General features: G+C 68.3%; 16 protein-coding genes. 7 read left to right on the plus strand and 9 right to left on the minus strand.

Features of this window, described 5'->3' with window-relative positions; all coding sequences use genetic code 11:
• Positions 1-959: 959 nt before the first annotated feature.
• The 3 genes from MED15_RS27495 to MED15_RS27500 all read right to left on the minus strand — a co-directional run bounded on the left by MED15_RS27495 (position 960) and on the right by MED15_RS27500 (position 3,454).
• Positions 960-1,301 carry a hypothetical protein gene (locus MED15_RS27495; protein ID WP_244220612.1) on the minus strand — a complete coding sequence of 114 codons (342 nt, stop codon included), beginning with the start codon at positions 1,299-1,301 and terminating at the stop codon, positions 960-962.
• 186 nt (positions 1,302-1,487) lie between these two features.
• Positions 1,488-2,165 (minus strand): hypothetical protein, encoded by a 678-nt coding sequence (locus MED15_RS33285; protein WP_146758861.1) that lies wholly within the window; start codon positions 2,163-2,165, stop codon positions 1,488-1,490.
• 551 nt (positions 2,166-2,716) lie between these two features.
• On the minus strand, positions 2,717-3,454 hold the full coding sequence (locus tag MED15_RS27500) for a DUF6193 family natural product biosynthesis protein (RefSeq protein ID WP_208646737.1): 738 nt from the start codon (positions 3,452-3,454) through the stop codon (positions 2,717-2,719).
• Positions 3,455-3,564: 110 nt separating this feature from the next.
• On the opposite strand from MED15_RS27500, the gene MED15_RS27505 reads away from it, so the two are divergent.
• Positions 3,565-4,317 (plus strand): MBL fold metallo-hydrolase, encoded by a 753-nt coding sequence (locus tag MED15_RS27505; protein WP_112726376.1) that lies wholly within the window; start codon positions 3,565-3,567, stop codon positions 4,315-4,317.
• A 66-nt stretch (positions 4,318-4,383) separates the two neighbouring features.
• On the opposite strand, the gene MED15_RS27510 is transcribed toward MED15_RS27505, so the two are convergent.
• Both MED15_RS27510 and MED15_RS27515 read right to left on the minus strand, forming a co-directional pair.
• On the minus strand, positions 4,384-4,662 hold the full coding sequence (locus MED15_RS27510; RefSeq protein ID WP_112587389.1) for a hypothetical protein: 279 nt from the start codon (positions 4,660-4,662) through the stop codon (positions 4,384-4,386).
• A gap of 33 nt (positions 4,663-4,695) precedes the next feature.
• A complete protein-coding gene (locus MED15_RS27515) occupies positions 4,696-5,238 on the minus strand; it encodes a hypothetical protein (protein WP_146766750.1) in 543 nt (180 codons plus the stop codon).
• Positions 5,239-5,477: 239 nt separating this feature from the next.
• Between MED15_RS27515 and MED15_RS27520 the strand changes: the two genes are divergently transcribed.
• Entirely contained in the window at positions 5,478-5,918 is a 441-nt protein-coding gene (locus MED15_RS27520; protein WP_112737335.1) for a VOC family protein, read from the plus strand.
• Between the two features lie 136 nt (positions 5,919-6,054).
• On the opposite strand, the gene MED15_RS27525 is transcribed toward MED15_RS27520, so the two are convergent.
• Positions 6,055-6,774, minus strand: a complete 720-nt coding sequence (locus MED15_RS27525) for an SDR family oxidoreductase (RefSeq protein WP_112587383.1) — start codon at positions 6,772-6,774, stop codon at positions 6,055-6,057.
• Between the two features lie 167 nt (positions 6,775-6,941).
• On the opposite strand from MED15_RS27525, the gene MED15_RS27530 reads away from it, so the two are divergent.
• Positions 6,942-7,862 (plus strand): LysR family transcriptional regulator, encoded by a 921-nt coding sequence (locus MED15_RS27530; protein ID WP_112734484.1) that lies wholly within the window; start codon positions 6,942-6,944, stop codon positions 7,860-7,862.
• Here MED15_RS27530 and MED15_RS27535 read toward each other — a convergent pair.
• Positions 7,830-8,747 (minus strand): NAD-dependent epimerase/dehydratase family protein, encoded by a 918-nt coding sequence (locus tag MED15_RS27535; RefSeq protein WP_112726380.1) that lies wholly within the window; start codon positions 8,745-8,747, stop codon positions 7,830-7,832. The genes MED15_RS27530 and MED15_RS27535 overlap by 33 nt on opposite strands.
• A gap of 84 nt (positions 8,748-8,831) precedes the next feature.
• Here MED15_RS27535 and MED15_RS27540 point away from each other — a divergent pair, with 84 nt between their 5' ends.
• The 3 genes from MED15_RS27540 to MED15_RS27550 all read left to right on the plus strand — a co-directional run bounded on the left by MED15_RS27540 (position 8,832) and on the right by MED15_RS27550 (position 10,947).
• A complete protein-coding gene (locus MED15_RS27540) occupies positions 8,832-9,260 on the plus strand; it encodes a VOC family protein (protein ID WP_112700187.1) in 429 nt (142 codons plus the stop codon).
• 128 nt (positions 9,261-9,388) lie between these two features.
• The gene (locus tag MED15_RS27545) at positions 9,389-9,973 is read left to right on the plus strand and encodes a hypothetical protein (RefSeq protein WP_244220613.1); all 585 of its coding nucleotides are present in this window, start codon (positions 9,389-9,391) and stop codon (positions 9,971-9,973) included.
• Between the two features lie 29 nt (positions 9,974-10,002).
• Positions 10,003-10,947 (plus strand): acyltransferase domain-containing protein, encoded by a 945-nt coding sequence (locus MED15_RS27550; protein WP_112726381.1) that lies wholly within the window; start codon positions 10,003-10,005, stop codon positions 10,945-10,947.
• Here MED15_RS27550 and MED15_RS27555 read toward each other — a convergent pair.
• Positions 10,944-11,330 carry a nuclear transport factor 2 family protein gene (locus MED15_RS27555; RefSeq protein ID WP_112737337.1) on the minus strand — a complete coding sequence of 129 codons (387 nt, stop codon included), beginning with the start codon at positions 11,328-11,330 and terminating at the stop codon, positions 10,944-10,946. The two genes, MED15_RS27550 and MED15_RS27555, sit on opposite strands and share 4 nt — an antisense overlap.
• Before the next feature lie 81 nt (positions 11,331-11,411).
• Between MED15_RS27555 and MED15_RS27560 the strand changes: the two genes are divergently transcribed.
• Complete coding sequence (locus MED15_RS27560; RefSeq protein ID WP_192581113.1) at positions 11,412-12,179, plus strand: helix-turn-helix domain-containing protein; 768 nt, start codon at positions 11,412-11,414, stop codon at positions 12,177-12,179.
• A gap of 45 nt (positions 12,180-12,224) precedes the next feature.
• On the opposite strand, the gene MED15_RS27565 is transcribed toward MED15_RS27560, so the two are convergent.
• Positions 12,225-15,056 carry a PQQ-dependent sugar dehydrogenase gene (locus tag MED15_RS27565; RefSeq protein ID WP_112737339.1) on the minus strand — a complete coding sequence of 944 codons (2,832 nt, stop codon included), beginning with the start codon at positions 15,054-15,056 and terminating at the stop codon, positions 12,225-12,227.
• Between the last annotated feature and the right edge of the window lie 29 nt (positions 15,057-15,085).

A 15,085-nucleotide genomic window follows, 5' to 3' on the forward strand; every position in this document is an offset into this window, starting at 1 on the left:
ATACCCTCTTTCCCTAACCGACGCACTTCCGATCTCGCTCACGCTGCCTCCTACCTGCTGCGTTGACGGCATGGCTCGACCACCGAGCACGAGGAGAACGCTGGACAGAACGGGGATGAGGGACGAACCCGAGCTCCTAATCAGGTCACCACGCCGGCCCGTGCAGGTGCCGAGAGAGGTGCCCCCGCCGACCGGGTCGACGGGTCCACATGAGGGCACGGAGCCAGTTCAAAGTCGGGTCAGGCCCGGCCGGCGGGAGCACCCTCACAGAATCCCCGTCCAAAGTTTCTGTACGTCTTCAAGGCGGCCCGAGACGGGCCGCACCCGCCGCCTGGGCGCGCCTCCGACGCTCCGCTGTCGCTTCACGTCGGCCACGCAGAACGCCCGGCGGCTGGCGCGGAGAGCGGGGAGCCCGGGGGCCGCCGTAGACGGTAGCGGCGAAAGTGGTTGAGGTTCGTGGGCCGGCAGCCGGCCGGGCCGCGCCCGATCGGCGCGGCGCAGGGAAGGGCACGCCGGGTCCGCGCGGCGGGTCGCGGCGGCGAGCTGGTCGCGGTTACCGCGCCTCCGGCGGGGGCGCAACGACTCCGAGATGGTCGGGGGACCGTCGGCGCGTCGCGGTCCGTGGGTGGTTGCGTAGGGCCATCCCGCCAGCCGTCGACCAGCGTAAGCCGAGCAGAGCACCACCCGACCCGCCAGCGTCTGAACGTGCGTCAAGGCCGCCTTGACGTGGCGGATCGGGCGGCGGCCCGCTCCCCAGGAGGGCGGGTCGGCGGCAGACGGGATGGCAACAGCGCGCGGTTTGTGGCCGTGCCCGGTCCGTGCCCGACGCAAAGGGTCAAGAACGGTGCCAGCCTCGCACAAGACATCGAAAACGTCACGTAGGGTCATTGTAATTCCGCTCGTGACCGCCTACTGGTGACCTTGAGCAACAATCAAGGCACCTTCCAAACTAACGGTGCTCACTGAGTCGGATTGCTCTGCTGTGCGTAGCGGAAAGCAAGCCGTCTGATGGTGGTCTCGCCCTCGGCTGCTGGTAGCCAGCTGGCTTCCGTGTGCGATTCGGTCTCTTCCCACTCGGGGATGTCGGCGGGGTCGTGGCCTCCGATGCCCAGCGACACTTCGCTGTGGCGGGCGCGGAAGTAGAAGAGTTCACCGTTCGGCAGAGAGCCTTCCACCTGCACTGGAGCTGCCGCACAGGTCAGATGCGCCTCCCAGCCCTCACTTTGGAGGGTGGCGATGAGCTGGAGCCAGGATCCCACGTGCTCCTGGTGCCACCGCTGGCGCGCAGTCTCCTGATCCATGACGTTCATGGTGCTACATCGGGACCTGGCTTTGCCCATCGGGGACCGCGGGCTGATTGACTAACTGAGTGACGATCGCGACGGACACACACGGACGTGCGGGGGTGATGTCGGACGGTATTCACTGCTCAGCGCTCGTCCCATGCCAGCTCACGAGATCGTGTTGGTTGCCTGGGGGTCAAGGAGTCAGCCCCAATTATCCGGCGCGCCTTGGTTCGGGACTCGCGGCGGAGCCGAAGCTTGCAAGGTCGTAGCGCTTGCTGCCGCTGGCTCCAGCGTTTTGACGCGAGCTGAACGGCGGAATGATGCGCCTGGGATCAACCTCCGCGACTGGTAACCGAGGAGGGCAACCTGTCGCTCTTTTAAAGTGCGGAAGGAAGACCTAGCATACTTGTTCAATTCGTGCGGATAGCGGATAACCGGCCAATGGTTCGAATGATCGCCAGCTTCCCATTGCTTCATGATCATGTCATACGCTCCCACGTGGGCGCAGAATTCGAGCAGAACCTCAGGCATCTCTGATTCAATTAACAAGTCAGCCTTTTGAATTACTGCATCGCGGGCCCTGCGTACGTTTGGGATAAATGCGGATTGCATCCAAAGCCGCAGTTCGGCCAACTCTTCGTCTGATGGATTACGGTTTTGGCCGTAAGGTGATAACTTGTCGGCGCGAAGGCTGCTCTCCCATGCGTCGAAGAGTCGGCTGTTTGATTCGGTGTAGGCCAGAAGTGGCCCGTAGAGTTCACTCAACTGGCGAGTAATGCGTGCAAGTGTTTCATTACGTCGGGAAAGGTTGAGATTCGTAATGTAGGTCCCTGCGTAGCCGAGCGCCGCTACAGCGATAGCGATGAGTGCAGCTTCCATGCACAGAGCGTAGGCTATGGCAACAAGCCGCCAAACCGCAAAGATCGACCATCCGGATGGTGTCTGCGAGCTAACGCCGCAAGACGGACAGCGGCTGGCAACTCTGGGTCCGCGATGTGCAGCCCCTCGCTCGACGACTAAGACACCTTGGGTGCGGGTTGGGTGACTAATTGGGTGACGACCGGACGCGACAACGACGGACGGCCGTGGACGTTTGTGGACTTCTCGTGCAGCACGGCATGACGAGGTGCAGCTCAAGCATGCAATGGTCGGTCCTTCACACCCAGGGATCGGCTGCCGAACGGCCAGATTCAGCACCAAGATCATGCCGTCCGTAGGCCGTCTAACGTAGGCCGGCAGTGGTAACCGATGACCAACCATTACTAACCCCGGTCTAGGTCAAGGCGTGTCTCGTCCAGTTCGGATGCATATGCCTGGCAGGGGCACCAATGCAACGCCGAGGGGCGCCTGTCGGTTCACACAATTGGGGAGCGTCGGTCGACCGTCACTCTGGTTGGCAGACAACGGCGAGGTCGCATGGCCGCGTGGGGCTACGCCTCGTTTCTGCCAGCGACAGCCGGGCCGAGGTCGGCGGGAAAATGCGAGACCGCCACCGCCACGGCCTCCGCGGCGGTGGCGGTCTCGCCGAGTACCTCACTACGTCCCCAGACCCGGAAGTTCGAGTGCGAACCAAGCGCACCGAGGCTGACCGGGCTGGGTGAGAACGGATATCCCGTGGTGGTGGAGAAGTTCAGGACGGAGTGACTCATGTACGGGTACAGCTGCCGTAGCCTCGGCTCGTCGTAAGCTGCCTCGATCAGCGCCCGGTGGCTCGGCCGATCGGTCTCATCGGCCCTCTGTCGTAGCCACTGCCATTCCGCCGCCACCACTCGCGCCGGGCCCAGCTCGACGACCTCGCCTCGACGAGTCAGCATGACAAATGGCACCGAGCGCCTGATGCCGTGCAATGGCATGCCGGAACGCCAGTTGTGCGCCGCTCGGACGACCTCGACCAGGTCGTCGGTGGTGCCAGCGACCAACTGGATCCCCTGCCCCCATCCTTCGATGCTGAAGCGGCGCTCATCGGTGCTAGCACTAACCGTGAGATCGTCACGAACCGGAGATCCACTCGGGACGCTCGCCCACGTCAGGGGCGAGGACCATTCCGACGTTCGAGCCGATCCGAGTGAGAGACCATGATCAGCGGCGACGGCGTCGAGGGAGGTGGCAAGGCGGCCTGCGGCTACCACCTCGGGGTACAGGTCATCCATGGTGGGTCCGTTGGGCATGCGCGCATTTTGCCGCAACCCGGCGCTGGCGGCCGTCCGTGCGTCTGGGTCTCGATCGACGCGAGCCATCATGCTGAACCGAGACTTGGCGACTCTGGCACGCTGTGCGGATGCGACAGGTCACAGTGCTTGGCAGTTCTGGTGCCTTTCCCGAGCCAGGCCGTGCCTGTAGCGGCTTCGCCGTGGACTGGGACGGCTACCGCTTGGTGCTTGACCTGGGCTACGCCACGCTGCCGCGGATGCTCAGGCACTGGCCTGATGGTGCGCTGGACGCCGTCGTCATCACCCATGAGCACCCGGATCACTGCATCGACCTGCACGGTCTGTTCAGGATGCGGTTCTACGGTCAGCTCGGGGGACCACGGCTGCCGTTGTTCTGCCCGCCCGGCGTGCTCGATCGGCTCAAAGGCCTGGAGCCCGATGTCGACCTGCACTCGGTATTCGATCTGCACCCACTGCCCGGCAGCTACCGGGTCGGGCCGTTCGACCTCACCGGGCTGTCTCTGCCGCACTTCGTGCCCAACGCCGGCATCCGGATTCAGGCCGACGGAATCGTCGTGGCCTACTCCGGGGACACGGGGCCGACTGCCGCGTTGGCCGAGCTGGGCCGTGGCGCCGACCTGTTCATCGTCGAGGCGACGGACTACGAGGGCGAGGGCAGCCGTCCCACCCGTAACCTGATGACGTCCACCGAGGCCGGTCTGTGGGCTCGCCGCGCGGGTGCCCGCCGCCTGATGCTCACCCACTTCTGGCCCGGCAACGACCGGGCGGCCGCGGTGTCCGCCGCGCGGGTGGAGTTCGGTGGTGCGGTGCTGGCGGCTGAGGAAGGGCTCACCCTGATGCTTGGAACACCGGACAGCTGACCTTCCTCTGTCGCACCGTGCACGACTGGCCGTCGAGCGGCCAGCTCAATGACTGTCGAAGCGCAGTCACTCGACGAACGTGCCATCCGCATTCATGATCTCGTCTCGCACCAGCGGTACGAAGGCCGACCAGGTCCCGCCATCCACGGCGACCGACATGCGGATGCGCCCATCGCCGTCATCAAGGGCGTAGCTGACCACGCGGTACCGCTTGCCGTCATCGCCGATGGCGTGGCGGGCATCCTTGTCATCGAGCATCGCGCGCCAGCCGTCGTAGTTGACGCGTCGCCATTCAGCCAGGCGCGCCTCGGCGAGCCCTGCCGCCGACTCGTTCTTCAGCCCCACCTGCTCAGCCTCCCAGCCGCCGTGTGGCCGAAGCTACGGCGGTGGAGGAAGCGTCTGCAAGCTTTGCCGGAAGGCCGGTTCCGGCCACGTGGGCGCGGTCAACAGAACGACGAAGTCCGGCAAAGCGCATGGTGAGGGATCCCCAGTCGGTGCCCGCGAGTCCGGCTCGCTCTCCCAGTCGATGAGGTTGACGGTCACCGCGTAACGGCCGGCGGGCGCCACCACGTGTAGGGCTTTCTCGTCCGGGATTGCTGACACGTCCTCCAGTCCGCTCAGGTAGAGCGACCCGGCTGAGGTGATGAGGTAGGGCTCCGATGCGACGACGAGGCGCGTCCGCTCGCGCGTTGTCAGGTCCGCAGCCTGCTGGGAGTCGCCGACACGGACCACGAACTGGAACGCGGAGTCCCCGAGGTTGATCGGCACGAGCACGCCGACCAGGACGTGCTGGAGGATGTCATCGTCCTTGAGCAACGAGCCTTCCCATGAGTCGTAGTCGACGACCGAGGCGAAGCCCTCCGGGTTCCAGAGCACCTGCATGCCAGCATCAGTCATGACGGGTCCCGTTACCTCGAACATCCGGCCTCCCTGCACGTCGCTGACCATCGCCGGGCCGTCGAGGGCTAGCTAACAGCGACCAGCGACGACCAACGCCCGCGCCGCGGTGACCGTACCCGCCAATGTGCGGACGCTCGTCGACGGTCAGCGGCCCGCCACGCGCAAAGGGCAGCCCGCGTTGGATGTCGAGAACGGCCCAGTGGCTCCGTCCTCGGGGAGGATGCGGTCACTGTGAGCGCACCAGAGCAGGGAGATCCAGCATGGCGATCCAGCGGATGGACAACGTCCTCATCGTTGTCGAGGACCTCGACGCGGTCATCGCGTTCTTCGTCGAACTCGGCATGGAGTTGGAGGGGCGGGGGCCGGTCGAGGGGCGGTGGGTGGAGCGTGTCATCGGGATCGACGACGTCCGGCAGGAGGTCGCGATGCTGCGGACCCCGGACGGCCACGGCAAGGTCGAGCTGGCGATGTTCCACCGACCGACGGCGATCGGCGCGGAACCGAAGAACGCGCCGGCGAACACGCTGGGCATTCGGCGGATCATGTTCGCCGTCGACGACATCGAGGACGTGATCACCCGGTTGCGCGGCCACGGCGCCGAGCTCGTCGGGGAGGTGGAGCGGTACGAGGACGTCTACCGGCTCTGCTACGTCCGCGGCCCCGAGGGCATCATCGTCGGCCTGGCCGAACAGCTCCGCTGACGGCCGCCGTAGTTAGGTCCACCCGCAACTTCAGGGATATAGGGGCCTCGCGGGCGGCGGAGACCACCACATCCCTGAAGTAGCGCGGATCTTGGAGTGCGCAGACCCAGCGCGCAGCGCACAGGAGCAGACGGGCTCAGGAGATCAGGGTGCCGCCGTCCACGGTCACCACGGTGCCGGTGGCGTAGGTCGCCCGCAGGAGGTAGACGAACGCCTCGGCGACCTCCTCGGGCTCGCCCACCCGTCCGAGCGGAAGCGACTCGCTGAGCTGCGCGTACATCTGCTCTCGGGTTTCGGTCGGCAGTGAGTCCCAGAGCGGTGAGCGGATCACGCCGGCCGAGACGGCGTTGACCCGGATCGGGGCGAGTTCGACGGCGAGCGCGCGGACCAGCGCGTCGATCGCCCCTGTGATGCTGGCCGCGACGGACCAGCCGGCGCTGGGCCGGTGGTTGGCGGTGCCGGTGGTGAGGGTGATCGACCCACCGGGGCGCAGGTACGGCAATGCCGCGTTGACCGCCGACAGGGAGCCGAAGTACCGCAGGTCGAAGGCGGTGCGGGCGGCGGCGAGGTCGAGGGCGTCGACGGACATCAGGGCGAGGGGTTCGCCGGCGGTGTAGACGAGGTGGTCAAACGACCCGACATCCTGGAACAGACGGGACACGGCGTCGGGGTTGGTGAGGTTGGCGACGTACCCCTGGGTGGTGGTCGGCAGGGTCGTCAGGGCGCGGTCCACGCTGCGCTGACTGCTGGAGGCGACCACGACCTGGGCGCCCTCGCGGGCGGCACGGGCGGCGGTGGCGAGGCCTATCCCCGAGGTTCCGCCGAGTACGACGACGCGCTGGTCGATGAGGGTCATGATCGTGTCCTTCCGGATCGAGTGGTGGGAACGGTTACCACCGTGCTCCGCCCTGGAGGCCCGCGTCCAAGACCTCTTTCACCTCCTGTGATGCCCATTGAGCATCACCCCAGTCATACCTGACGGGTATCGTGGAACCGCCCGGAGCGGAAACGGATGGGAGCAGGGTGGACGTCGATCTGCGCAAGCTCCGCTACTTCGTGGCGGTCGCGGAGGAGTTGCACTTCGGCCGGGCCGCCGCGCGGCTGCACATCGCCCAGCCGGTCCTGTCGCGCCAGATCCGGGCCTTCGAGCACGAACTGCGCGCCGAGCTCTTCGTCCGGGACCGCCGCTCCACCGTGCTCACCGACGCCGGCCGCCAGCTGCTGACCGACGCCCGTCCGCTGCTCGCCTCGGCCGAGGCCCTGCGACGGCGGGTGCAACGGGCCGCCCACGGCAGGCCGACGTTCACCATCGCGTTCATGCCCGGCGTTCTCGTCACCGCCGAGGCCCGTGCCATCGGCCAGCGGCACCCCGACCTGGCCGTCAACGTGGTCCGTACGTCCTGGGACGACCAGGCCGAGATCGTCCGCGAGGGGCGCGCGGACGTCAGCTACGTGCGGCTCCCGGTGGACCAGCGTGGGCTGCGCCTGCGCCCGCTGTTCACCGAACCCCGCGTCGTCGTCCTGCCCACCGATCACCGCCTGGCCGGCAAGGAGTCGATCGACCTCGCCGAGTTGGTCGAGGAACGGCTCTTGCAGGACCCGGACGCGGTGCCGGAGTGGCGGGACCTACCGAACCGCCGGACGGAGCCCGGCCTCCGCCCTCGGCCCGAGCTGAACTCCGTGGAGGAGAAGCTGGAGCATGTCGCTGCGTACGCCGGGATGGTGATCCTGCCGCTGTCGACGGCGACGTTCTACACGAGACCCGACGTCAGCCACGTACCCGTCACCGACCTCGGCCACAACCAGGTGTGCCTGGCCTGGGCCGAGGACAACCGGTCACCTCTGGTGCACGAGTTCGTCGAGATCGCCGCCCGGCAGACTCCACAACCTGACGATCGACGCCAAGGGGGGTCAGGCGGCGCGGCTCGGGAAGGTTTCGCGTAGGGCCGGGTCCAGCGGTCGACCGCTCGTCGGTTCGATGAACAGATCGGCGAGCAGGAGGTCGGCGAGGTAGCTGGGGTTCACCCCCGACTCCTTGCGGCCGAGGGCCTGCGCCGCGCCGCCGAGTCGCAGCGCGGCCCGCGCCGCGCCGGCCGGTAGGCGGCTTACCCGGCGGGGTCGGCCCACCGCCTCGGCGATGCGCCCGATCATGTCGTGCCAGGTGAGGTTCTCGTCGGCGACCGGGATGTCCGCGCCGCTGGCCTGCTCGAGGGCGTCGACCGCGACTTCGGCCACGCTGCGGGCGGACGCCGCGGCGCTGCCGCCGGTCGGGGCGACCAGCGGCGTACGCGAGCGGGCCCACCGGTCCAGCGGACCGGCCCAGTTGGGCAGTCGGTCGCCGGCGCGACCGAAGACGAAGGGCAGTTCGAGTACGGCGACCGGCAGACCCTCGCCGGCAGCCGCCCGACCCTCGCGGGCCTGCTCCAGGCGGCACCGGATGTACGTGTGCCGCTCGGCGAGGCGCCACTGTGGGTGGAGCCGGTCGAAGTAGGTGTAGTAGGAGCCCATCACGACGCCCCGGGTGAGGCTTTCGAGGCCGGCGGCGGTGAACAGGCGTACCACCGGGTCGACGTTGTCGCGGCGGAACTCGGGATAGATCGGCTTGGGTAGCGGCCGTTGCTCCTCGGTGCGGGTGGCGTACACGACGCCGTCGTGACCGGCGAGCAACGGCCGCAGCTCCTCGATCGAGGCGGACCCGACATCGAGCAGATGGTCGACGCCCGGCTGGGCGGTACGCGCCACAGTGGTCGCGGCGTGGCCACGTTCCCGGAGCACGTCCACGACGTGAGCGCCGATCAGGCCGCTGCCACCCACCACAAGAATTCGCACGGTGCATCGTCCACTCTGGAGGCAGGCCTTTGTCAAGCGGCTGCGCCGCGATTCGACCAGAATGGCACCCGGAGGTGATCAACCATGGTCGACCAGGAGAGCGTGCCCAAGCTGTGTTCGGTGGTGCTCGACTGCACCGACGCGCGGGCGCTGGCGGAGTTCTATCGACAGCTACTGGGCTTCGTCTACCGGCCCGGTGACGAACCGCCAGCGGCCGGCGAGGCCGACGAACGCGGCCGTGACTGGCTGGTGCTGCGGTCGCCCGGCGGCGGACCCCAGATCGCGTTTCAGCAGGTGGAGCATCTGCCGGAGGCGACGTGGCCGGCGAACACCGTGCCCCAGCAGCTGCACCTGGACCTGACCGTGGAGTCCGTCGAGGAGTTGCTGGTCCAGCATGAGCGCGTGCTGCGCCTCGGCGGCCGGCTGTTGTACGACCGCATCGACGACCCGGACGAGCCTCTGCGCGTGTACGCCGACCTGGCTGGGCACCCCTTCTGCGTATTCGTCGGCTGAGCGGGCTGAGCGGGTTGCCGCCACCTCGGCGGCGCGCAGGTTGGCAACGGGCGAGGATGGCGTCCGCGACCCCGACATTCGCATAGGTTCGAGGTACGCAACACCATCGCTGTGAAACGGGGTTGAGGATGCCGGAACCGCGCGCCTTCTGGCTGGACGAGCAGTTCGACCGTGAACACGGCACCGACGGGCGCGGCCGGTACGAGGCCGAGGTGTTTCGTCGGATCGACGAGTTCGCCGACACCTGGGGTGACTTCGCGCCCGTGGCGTTCGCGGTGACCGCCTGGCGGCTTGCCACCGAGCTGTCGCCGGGCTTCGTGCGCTGGCACCGGCGGATCATCTCGGCGACCTGCGCGCGCAGCCCGTGGGACGGCAGCCTGGTCTGCGCGGTGACTATGGCCTCCCGCTGGCCGGCCGAGTTGACCTGGACGAAGCAGTGGCAGCGCGACCGTGGTTGGCAGGACTGGCCCCAACTGTTCGGCCAGTTCACCACACCCACCGAGCAGGACCAGACGCGACGTCCGCATCTGCGCGCGCTGCTTCAGGTGGAGGCGCCGGTCCCGCTCGACGACCTGCCGCCGACGCCCGACGGTCCGGACGACGAGGTCGCCGTGGCGGCGCGCCGCGCCGTGGCGGTGCTGGCCCGGGAGCTCAACGACCTTCTCGCGCCGATGATCGGGCAACTCGACGCCGGGGTGCCGGCGGACTCCTGAGAAGCCCACCGGCCGGTACTGTCGTCGGCGTGGATCTGGACACCATCGCGGCCCGACTCGGGGTGCCCGTCGAGGAGGTCGACCGCGTGCACCGGCTCGCCGGTGACGGGCCGTCAGCTCCGTTGCCAGCCAAGGCCGACGCGCCCGCGCTCCTCGACCGGCTCGCCGTGCGGCCGGACGACGCCGCCGAGATCATCGCGGGCTGGCCTGACCCCGACTCTCCGCTGTGGACGCCGGAGCTGCGCTGGCTGCTCGACCGCTCGATCGCCCTGGTCCGCGCCGACCTCGCGGGCTACGACTGGCTGTCGCCCGGCCCGGAGCTGCCGCGAGAGCGCGGGCCTGCCTGGCGCCATCTCTACGTGTACGCGTACCTGGCCCTGGTCGACGTGGTGCGCGGGTACCACAGCGACCACGGCATCCCCGATGCCGTGACCTGGGTGACAGTGGCTGACCTGGGCCGCAACCTCGCCATCGACCGACGGATGCGCGGCGAGGGGTGGCCGGTCATGCAGAGCTGGCTGACGCTCCACTCGCGCGGCAGCGTCTACGAGCTGGGCCGGCTACAGCACCAGCGTGGCGACGGCGCCATCGGCCTGCACGTCCCCGATTCGGGGCCGTTGACCACGGAGGCGGTCGAGGCGTCCCTCGGCGAGGCCCGCGCGTTCTTCCCCCGGCATTTCCCCGACGAGCGCTACACCGCGTTCTCCTGCGCCTCGTGGCTGCTCGACCCACAGCTGCGGGAGTACCTTCCCGAGAACTCCAACATCGTGCGGTTCCAGCGCCGGTTCGAGCTGGAGCCCTATGACGAGTCGGCGGGGCCGGACGCCGACATCGAGGTGCTGCGCTTCGGGTTCCGCACCCTGACCACGCCGCTCGACGAGTTGCCGCGACGCACCGCGCTCCAGCGCGCGATCATCGACCACCTGCGGGCCGGCGGTCACTGGCACTGGCGCCACGGCCGCTTCCCGATCTAGGCACCCGCGTCCCACCACGCGCCGTTGGCGGCCGCCTGGGCTGCCGGTTCGATGACCTCCCACACCTCCGCGATCAATCCGTCGGCGATCCGCAGGACGTCGACCACCACGATCTCCGGCCCCCCATCGGGGAGTCGGCGTCGCGAGTGCACCACGACGTGGGCACCGTCGGCCAGCAGGTGCAGGATGTTGACCCGCATGCCGGCGGTCGGGCCCAGCGCGGCGCGGACCGCTGCGAGCCACTGCGCCCTGGTCGAGGTCGTCGAATCCGACCGGTGATGGGTGAAGTCCTCGCTCAGGTACGAGGCGAGCGTGTCGACGTCGCCGGTGTCGACCAGTCCCGCCAACGCACGTCCGACGATGCTCTTGTTCTCGGTGGTCATGGCCGCAAGTGTTTCCCCGGCCTCGTGCGCTTGTCGATGACATCGCACTTCATGGCGTTGCGGGCGACGATGAGTAGGCTCATGATCGTGTACGCGGTCGGGGAACTCCTGCGGCAGTGGCGCAAACGCCGGGGGCTCAGCCAACTCGACCTGGCGATCGCCGCAGATGTCTCGGCTCGGCACGTCAGCCTGGTCGAGACCGGCAAGTCCACGCCGAGCGCCGACATGATCCTCCGGCTCGCCGACCAGCTTCACGTGCCGCTGCGTGATCGCAACCAGCTGTTGCTCGCCGCCGGCTTCGCGCCCCGGTACACCCAGCGCCCGCTCGACGACGCCGCCCTGTCGGGTGCCCTCGACGCGGTCCGCAGGGTGCTCCAGGCGCACGAGCCGTATCCGGCGCTGGTCTTCGACCGCCGGTGGAACATCGTGCTGACCAACCGCGCGGTCGACCCGTTCTTCGCGTACGCGGCGCCCGACCTGTTGCGGCCGCCGGTGAACCTGGTTCGGCTGGGCCTGCACCCGCGCGGGCTCGCCCCCCTGGTCGTCAACCTGGCGGACGTGCGGGCGGTGTTCCGCAGCCGGATCTCGCGCCAGCTCGCCGCCGCTCCCGACGCGGAACTCGCGGCGCTCTACGACGAACTGCTGAACCCGCTGCCCGACGACCCGCCGGACCAACGGGTCGACGCCGACGTGGTGATCCCGATGATCCTGCGGGTCGGTGGACGCGAGCTGCGGCTGTTCTCGACCATCACCACGTTCGGCACCCCGATGGACATCACCATCGAGGAGATCGCTGTGGAGTCCTACTACCCGGCGGACCCGCAGAGCGCCGCCTACTTCACGCAGTAGGGCCCGGCCTGGTCACCGCCCAGGCCGGGCCCTACGACGTGCTGGTCAACTGGTGGTCAGGACGAACCTCTCCCAGGACCCGACCGACGTCCGGTTGGCGATCAGTGATCCGGCTCCGGCGTTCTCGGCGGCCACGATCTGGTTGTTCGCCAGAGCCCGCAGACCGATCGTCCCGTCGGAGTTGTTGATGATCTGGAACGTCTCCCACGGCCCGATCGTCGTGCGGTTCGCGATCAACGGATTGGCGCCGGCATTGTCGGCGCAGACGTACAGCCCGTTGGCGCGGGACCGCAGGGCGATGTTGCCGTTGCCGGCGTCCACCCGGTCGAACTGCTCGGTCGTCGAGACGCTGGCCTTGTTGGCGATCAGCGGGTTGGTGCCGACGGCCGACACGTACTGGTTGTTTACCTGCGCCCGCAGCGTGATCCCTCCGCTGGGGGTGGTGGTGCCGGTGGCGAAGGTGAACGCGTCCACGTCGAACAGGTTGCCCGAGCCGCCCTTGAACACCAGGTACAGCGTGGTCGTCGAGGCGGGCGGGTTGCTGATGGCGGTGGAGACGTCGACGAAGGTCTCCCAGCTACCGGTCACCGGCACCGTGGCGGTGCCCAGCAGGGTGCCGGTGGCCGACCCGGCGCGAACCTCGATGGTGCCGCCGGCACCGGCCGAGGAGACCCGAGCGGTGAACCGGTTCGCATTGGACAGGTTGTACGGCTGGTAGGAGATCCAGTCGTTGTTCTCGATGAACCCGGCCGTGCGGCCACCCTCGGCGTTGGTGTGGTCGGTGGCCTGGACACCGGACTGGGCGCTGAAGTGCTCACCCTGGCGGTGCTTGGGTTGCAGCGTCTTGATGCTGTGCGTGGTGAGCCCACCGTTGTCGGTGTACGCGGCGTCGAAGACCCCGTAGATGTTGGCCGCCGCGTCGTGCTCGCCGTCGGTCGGGACGGTGATCGTGCCGCTGCACCCGGTCTTCGAGGTGATCTGGTGGGCGTGGCTGTCGTGGCCCAGCGCGTAGGTCAGGCTCACCTTGGTGCAGTCGATCGTGCCGTCCTGCGGGTCGCTCACCGAGATCTGGTACGGCACCGTGTCACCGAAGCTGAACAGTTGCCCGTCGGTGGGCGCGGTGAGTGACACCGTCGGTGCGGTGTTGCCCACCGTGACGATCAGGCTCGCCGTGCCGGACAGGCCGGTCGGGTCAGTGACCTTCAGGGTGGGGCTGTACGAGCCGTTGGTGGTGTACGTCTTGGTGGGGTTGGCCGCCGTCGACGTGGTGCCGTCACCGAAGGTCCACAGGTAGCTGAGCGCGCCGCCCTCGGGGTCGGAGCTGCCGGCCGATGAGAAGTTGACAGTCAGCGGGTTGGCGCCCGACGTGGGGTTCGCCGAGGCGACCGCGATCGGGCTGCGGTTGCCGCCACCGATGTACTCGATCCGGAAGAGCGCCTGGTTGTTCGAGCCGGTGCCGTAGTCCAGCACGTACAGAGCGCCGTCCGGGCCGAAGGCCATGTCCATGACCTGGGTGCCGGTCCACGGGAAGTTGGAGATCTCCCCGCGCGAGCCGTCGGAGTTGACAGCGATGGCCTTGATCCAGCGGCGGCCGTACTCGCCGGCGAAGAACTGACCGTTCAGCGAGGCCGGGAACTTGATGCTGGAGTTGAGCGAGGCGTCGTACCGGTAGACCGGCCCACCCATCGGTGACTCCGAGCCGCTGCCGAACTCCGACGGAGAACCGGAGTCGCCCGCGTACTTGATCCAGGCCGGCTTCGCCGCGGGCAACGTGCCGAGCCCGGTGTTGCGGAACGAGTTGTTGGTCGGCCCGCCCGTGCAGTTGTACTTGGACTGCGACGGCCCGGACGGGAAGGTGTATTCATTGTATGTTTCCGTGCTGGTGTTGCTGCCGGTGCAGTACGGCCAGCCGTAGTTGCCGGGCGCCGCGATGCGGTTGAACTCGACCTGACCCTGGGGGCCCCGGCTGGAGTTCGTGCTGCCTGCATCGGGGCCGTAGTCACCGAGGTAGACCACGCCGGTCGCCTTGTCGACGCTCATCCGGAACGGGTTGCGCAGGCCCATGGCGTAGATCTCCGGGCGGGTGCCCGACGTGCCGGGGGCGAACAGGTTGCCCGACGGGATCGTGTACGTGCCGTCCGCCTGCGGCTTGATCCGCAGCACCTTGCCCCGCAGGTCGTTGGTGTTGCCCGCCGAGCGCTGGGCGTCGAACTGCGGGTTGCGGTTGGTCCGTTCGTCGAGTGGCGCGTAGCCGGACGACTCGAACGGGTTGGTGTCGTCGCCGGTGGTCAGGTACAGGTTGCCGGCGGCGTCGAAGTCCAGGTCACCGCCGACGTGGCAGCACTGCCCGCGGTCGTTGGCGACCTGGAGCACGATCTTCTCGCTGCCCAGGTTGAGCGTGTCGTCGCTGTTGAGGCTGAACCGGGACAGCCGCAGGTGCCCCTTCCACCGGTCCCAGTCAGACTGCGAGCCGGTGGTCGGGGCGTCCCCGGACGGGGTGCTCAGCGTGGGGGAGTAGTACAGGTAGATCCACCGGTTGGTGGCGAAGTTGGGGTCGACGGCGACGCCCTGCAACCCCTCCTCGTCGTGGGTGTAGACGGACAGGGTTCCGGAGACCTTGGTGTTGCCGGCCACGTCGGTCACCCGCAGGACGCCGTTGCGGGCGGTGTGCAGCACCGAGCGGTTGGGCAGGACGGCCAGGGACATGGCCTCACCCAGCTCGCCCGAACCGGTGGCGAGCTTGACCTGCTGATAGTCGGAGGCGGGGATGACCGCCGCCTGGGCGGTGGACGGTGCAGCCACAGCGAGGGCCGCGCTCGCGACGGTGAGGACCGCCGCGAAGAGCGCCCGGGGCCAGCGCCGGGGGTACGAGAGCATGATCGTCCTTTCTCGACGACCGGGGGACG

The sequence above is a fragment of the Micromonospora noduli genome, assembly GCF_003264475.1.
GTDB lineage: Bacteria > Actinomycetota > Actinomycetes > Mycobacteriales > Micromonosporaceae > Micromonospora > Micromonospora noduli.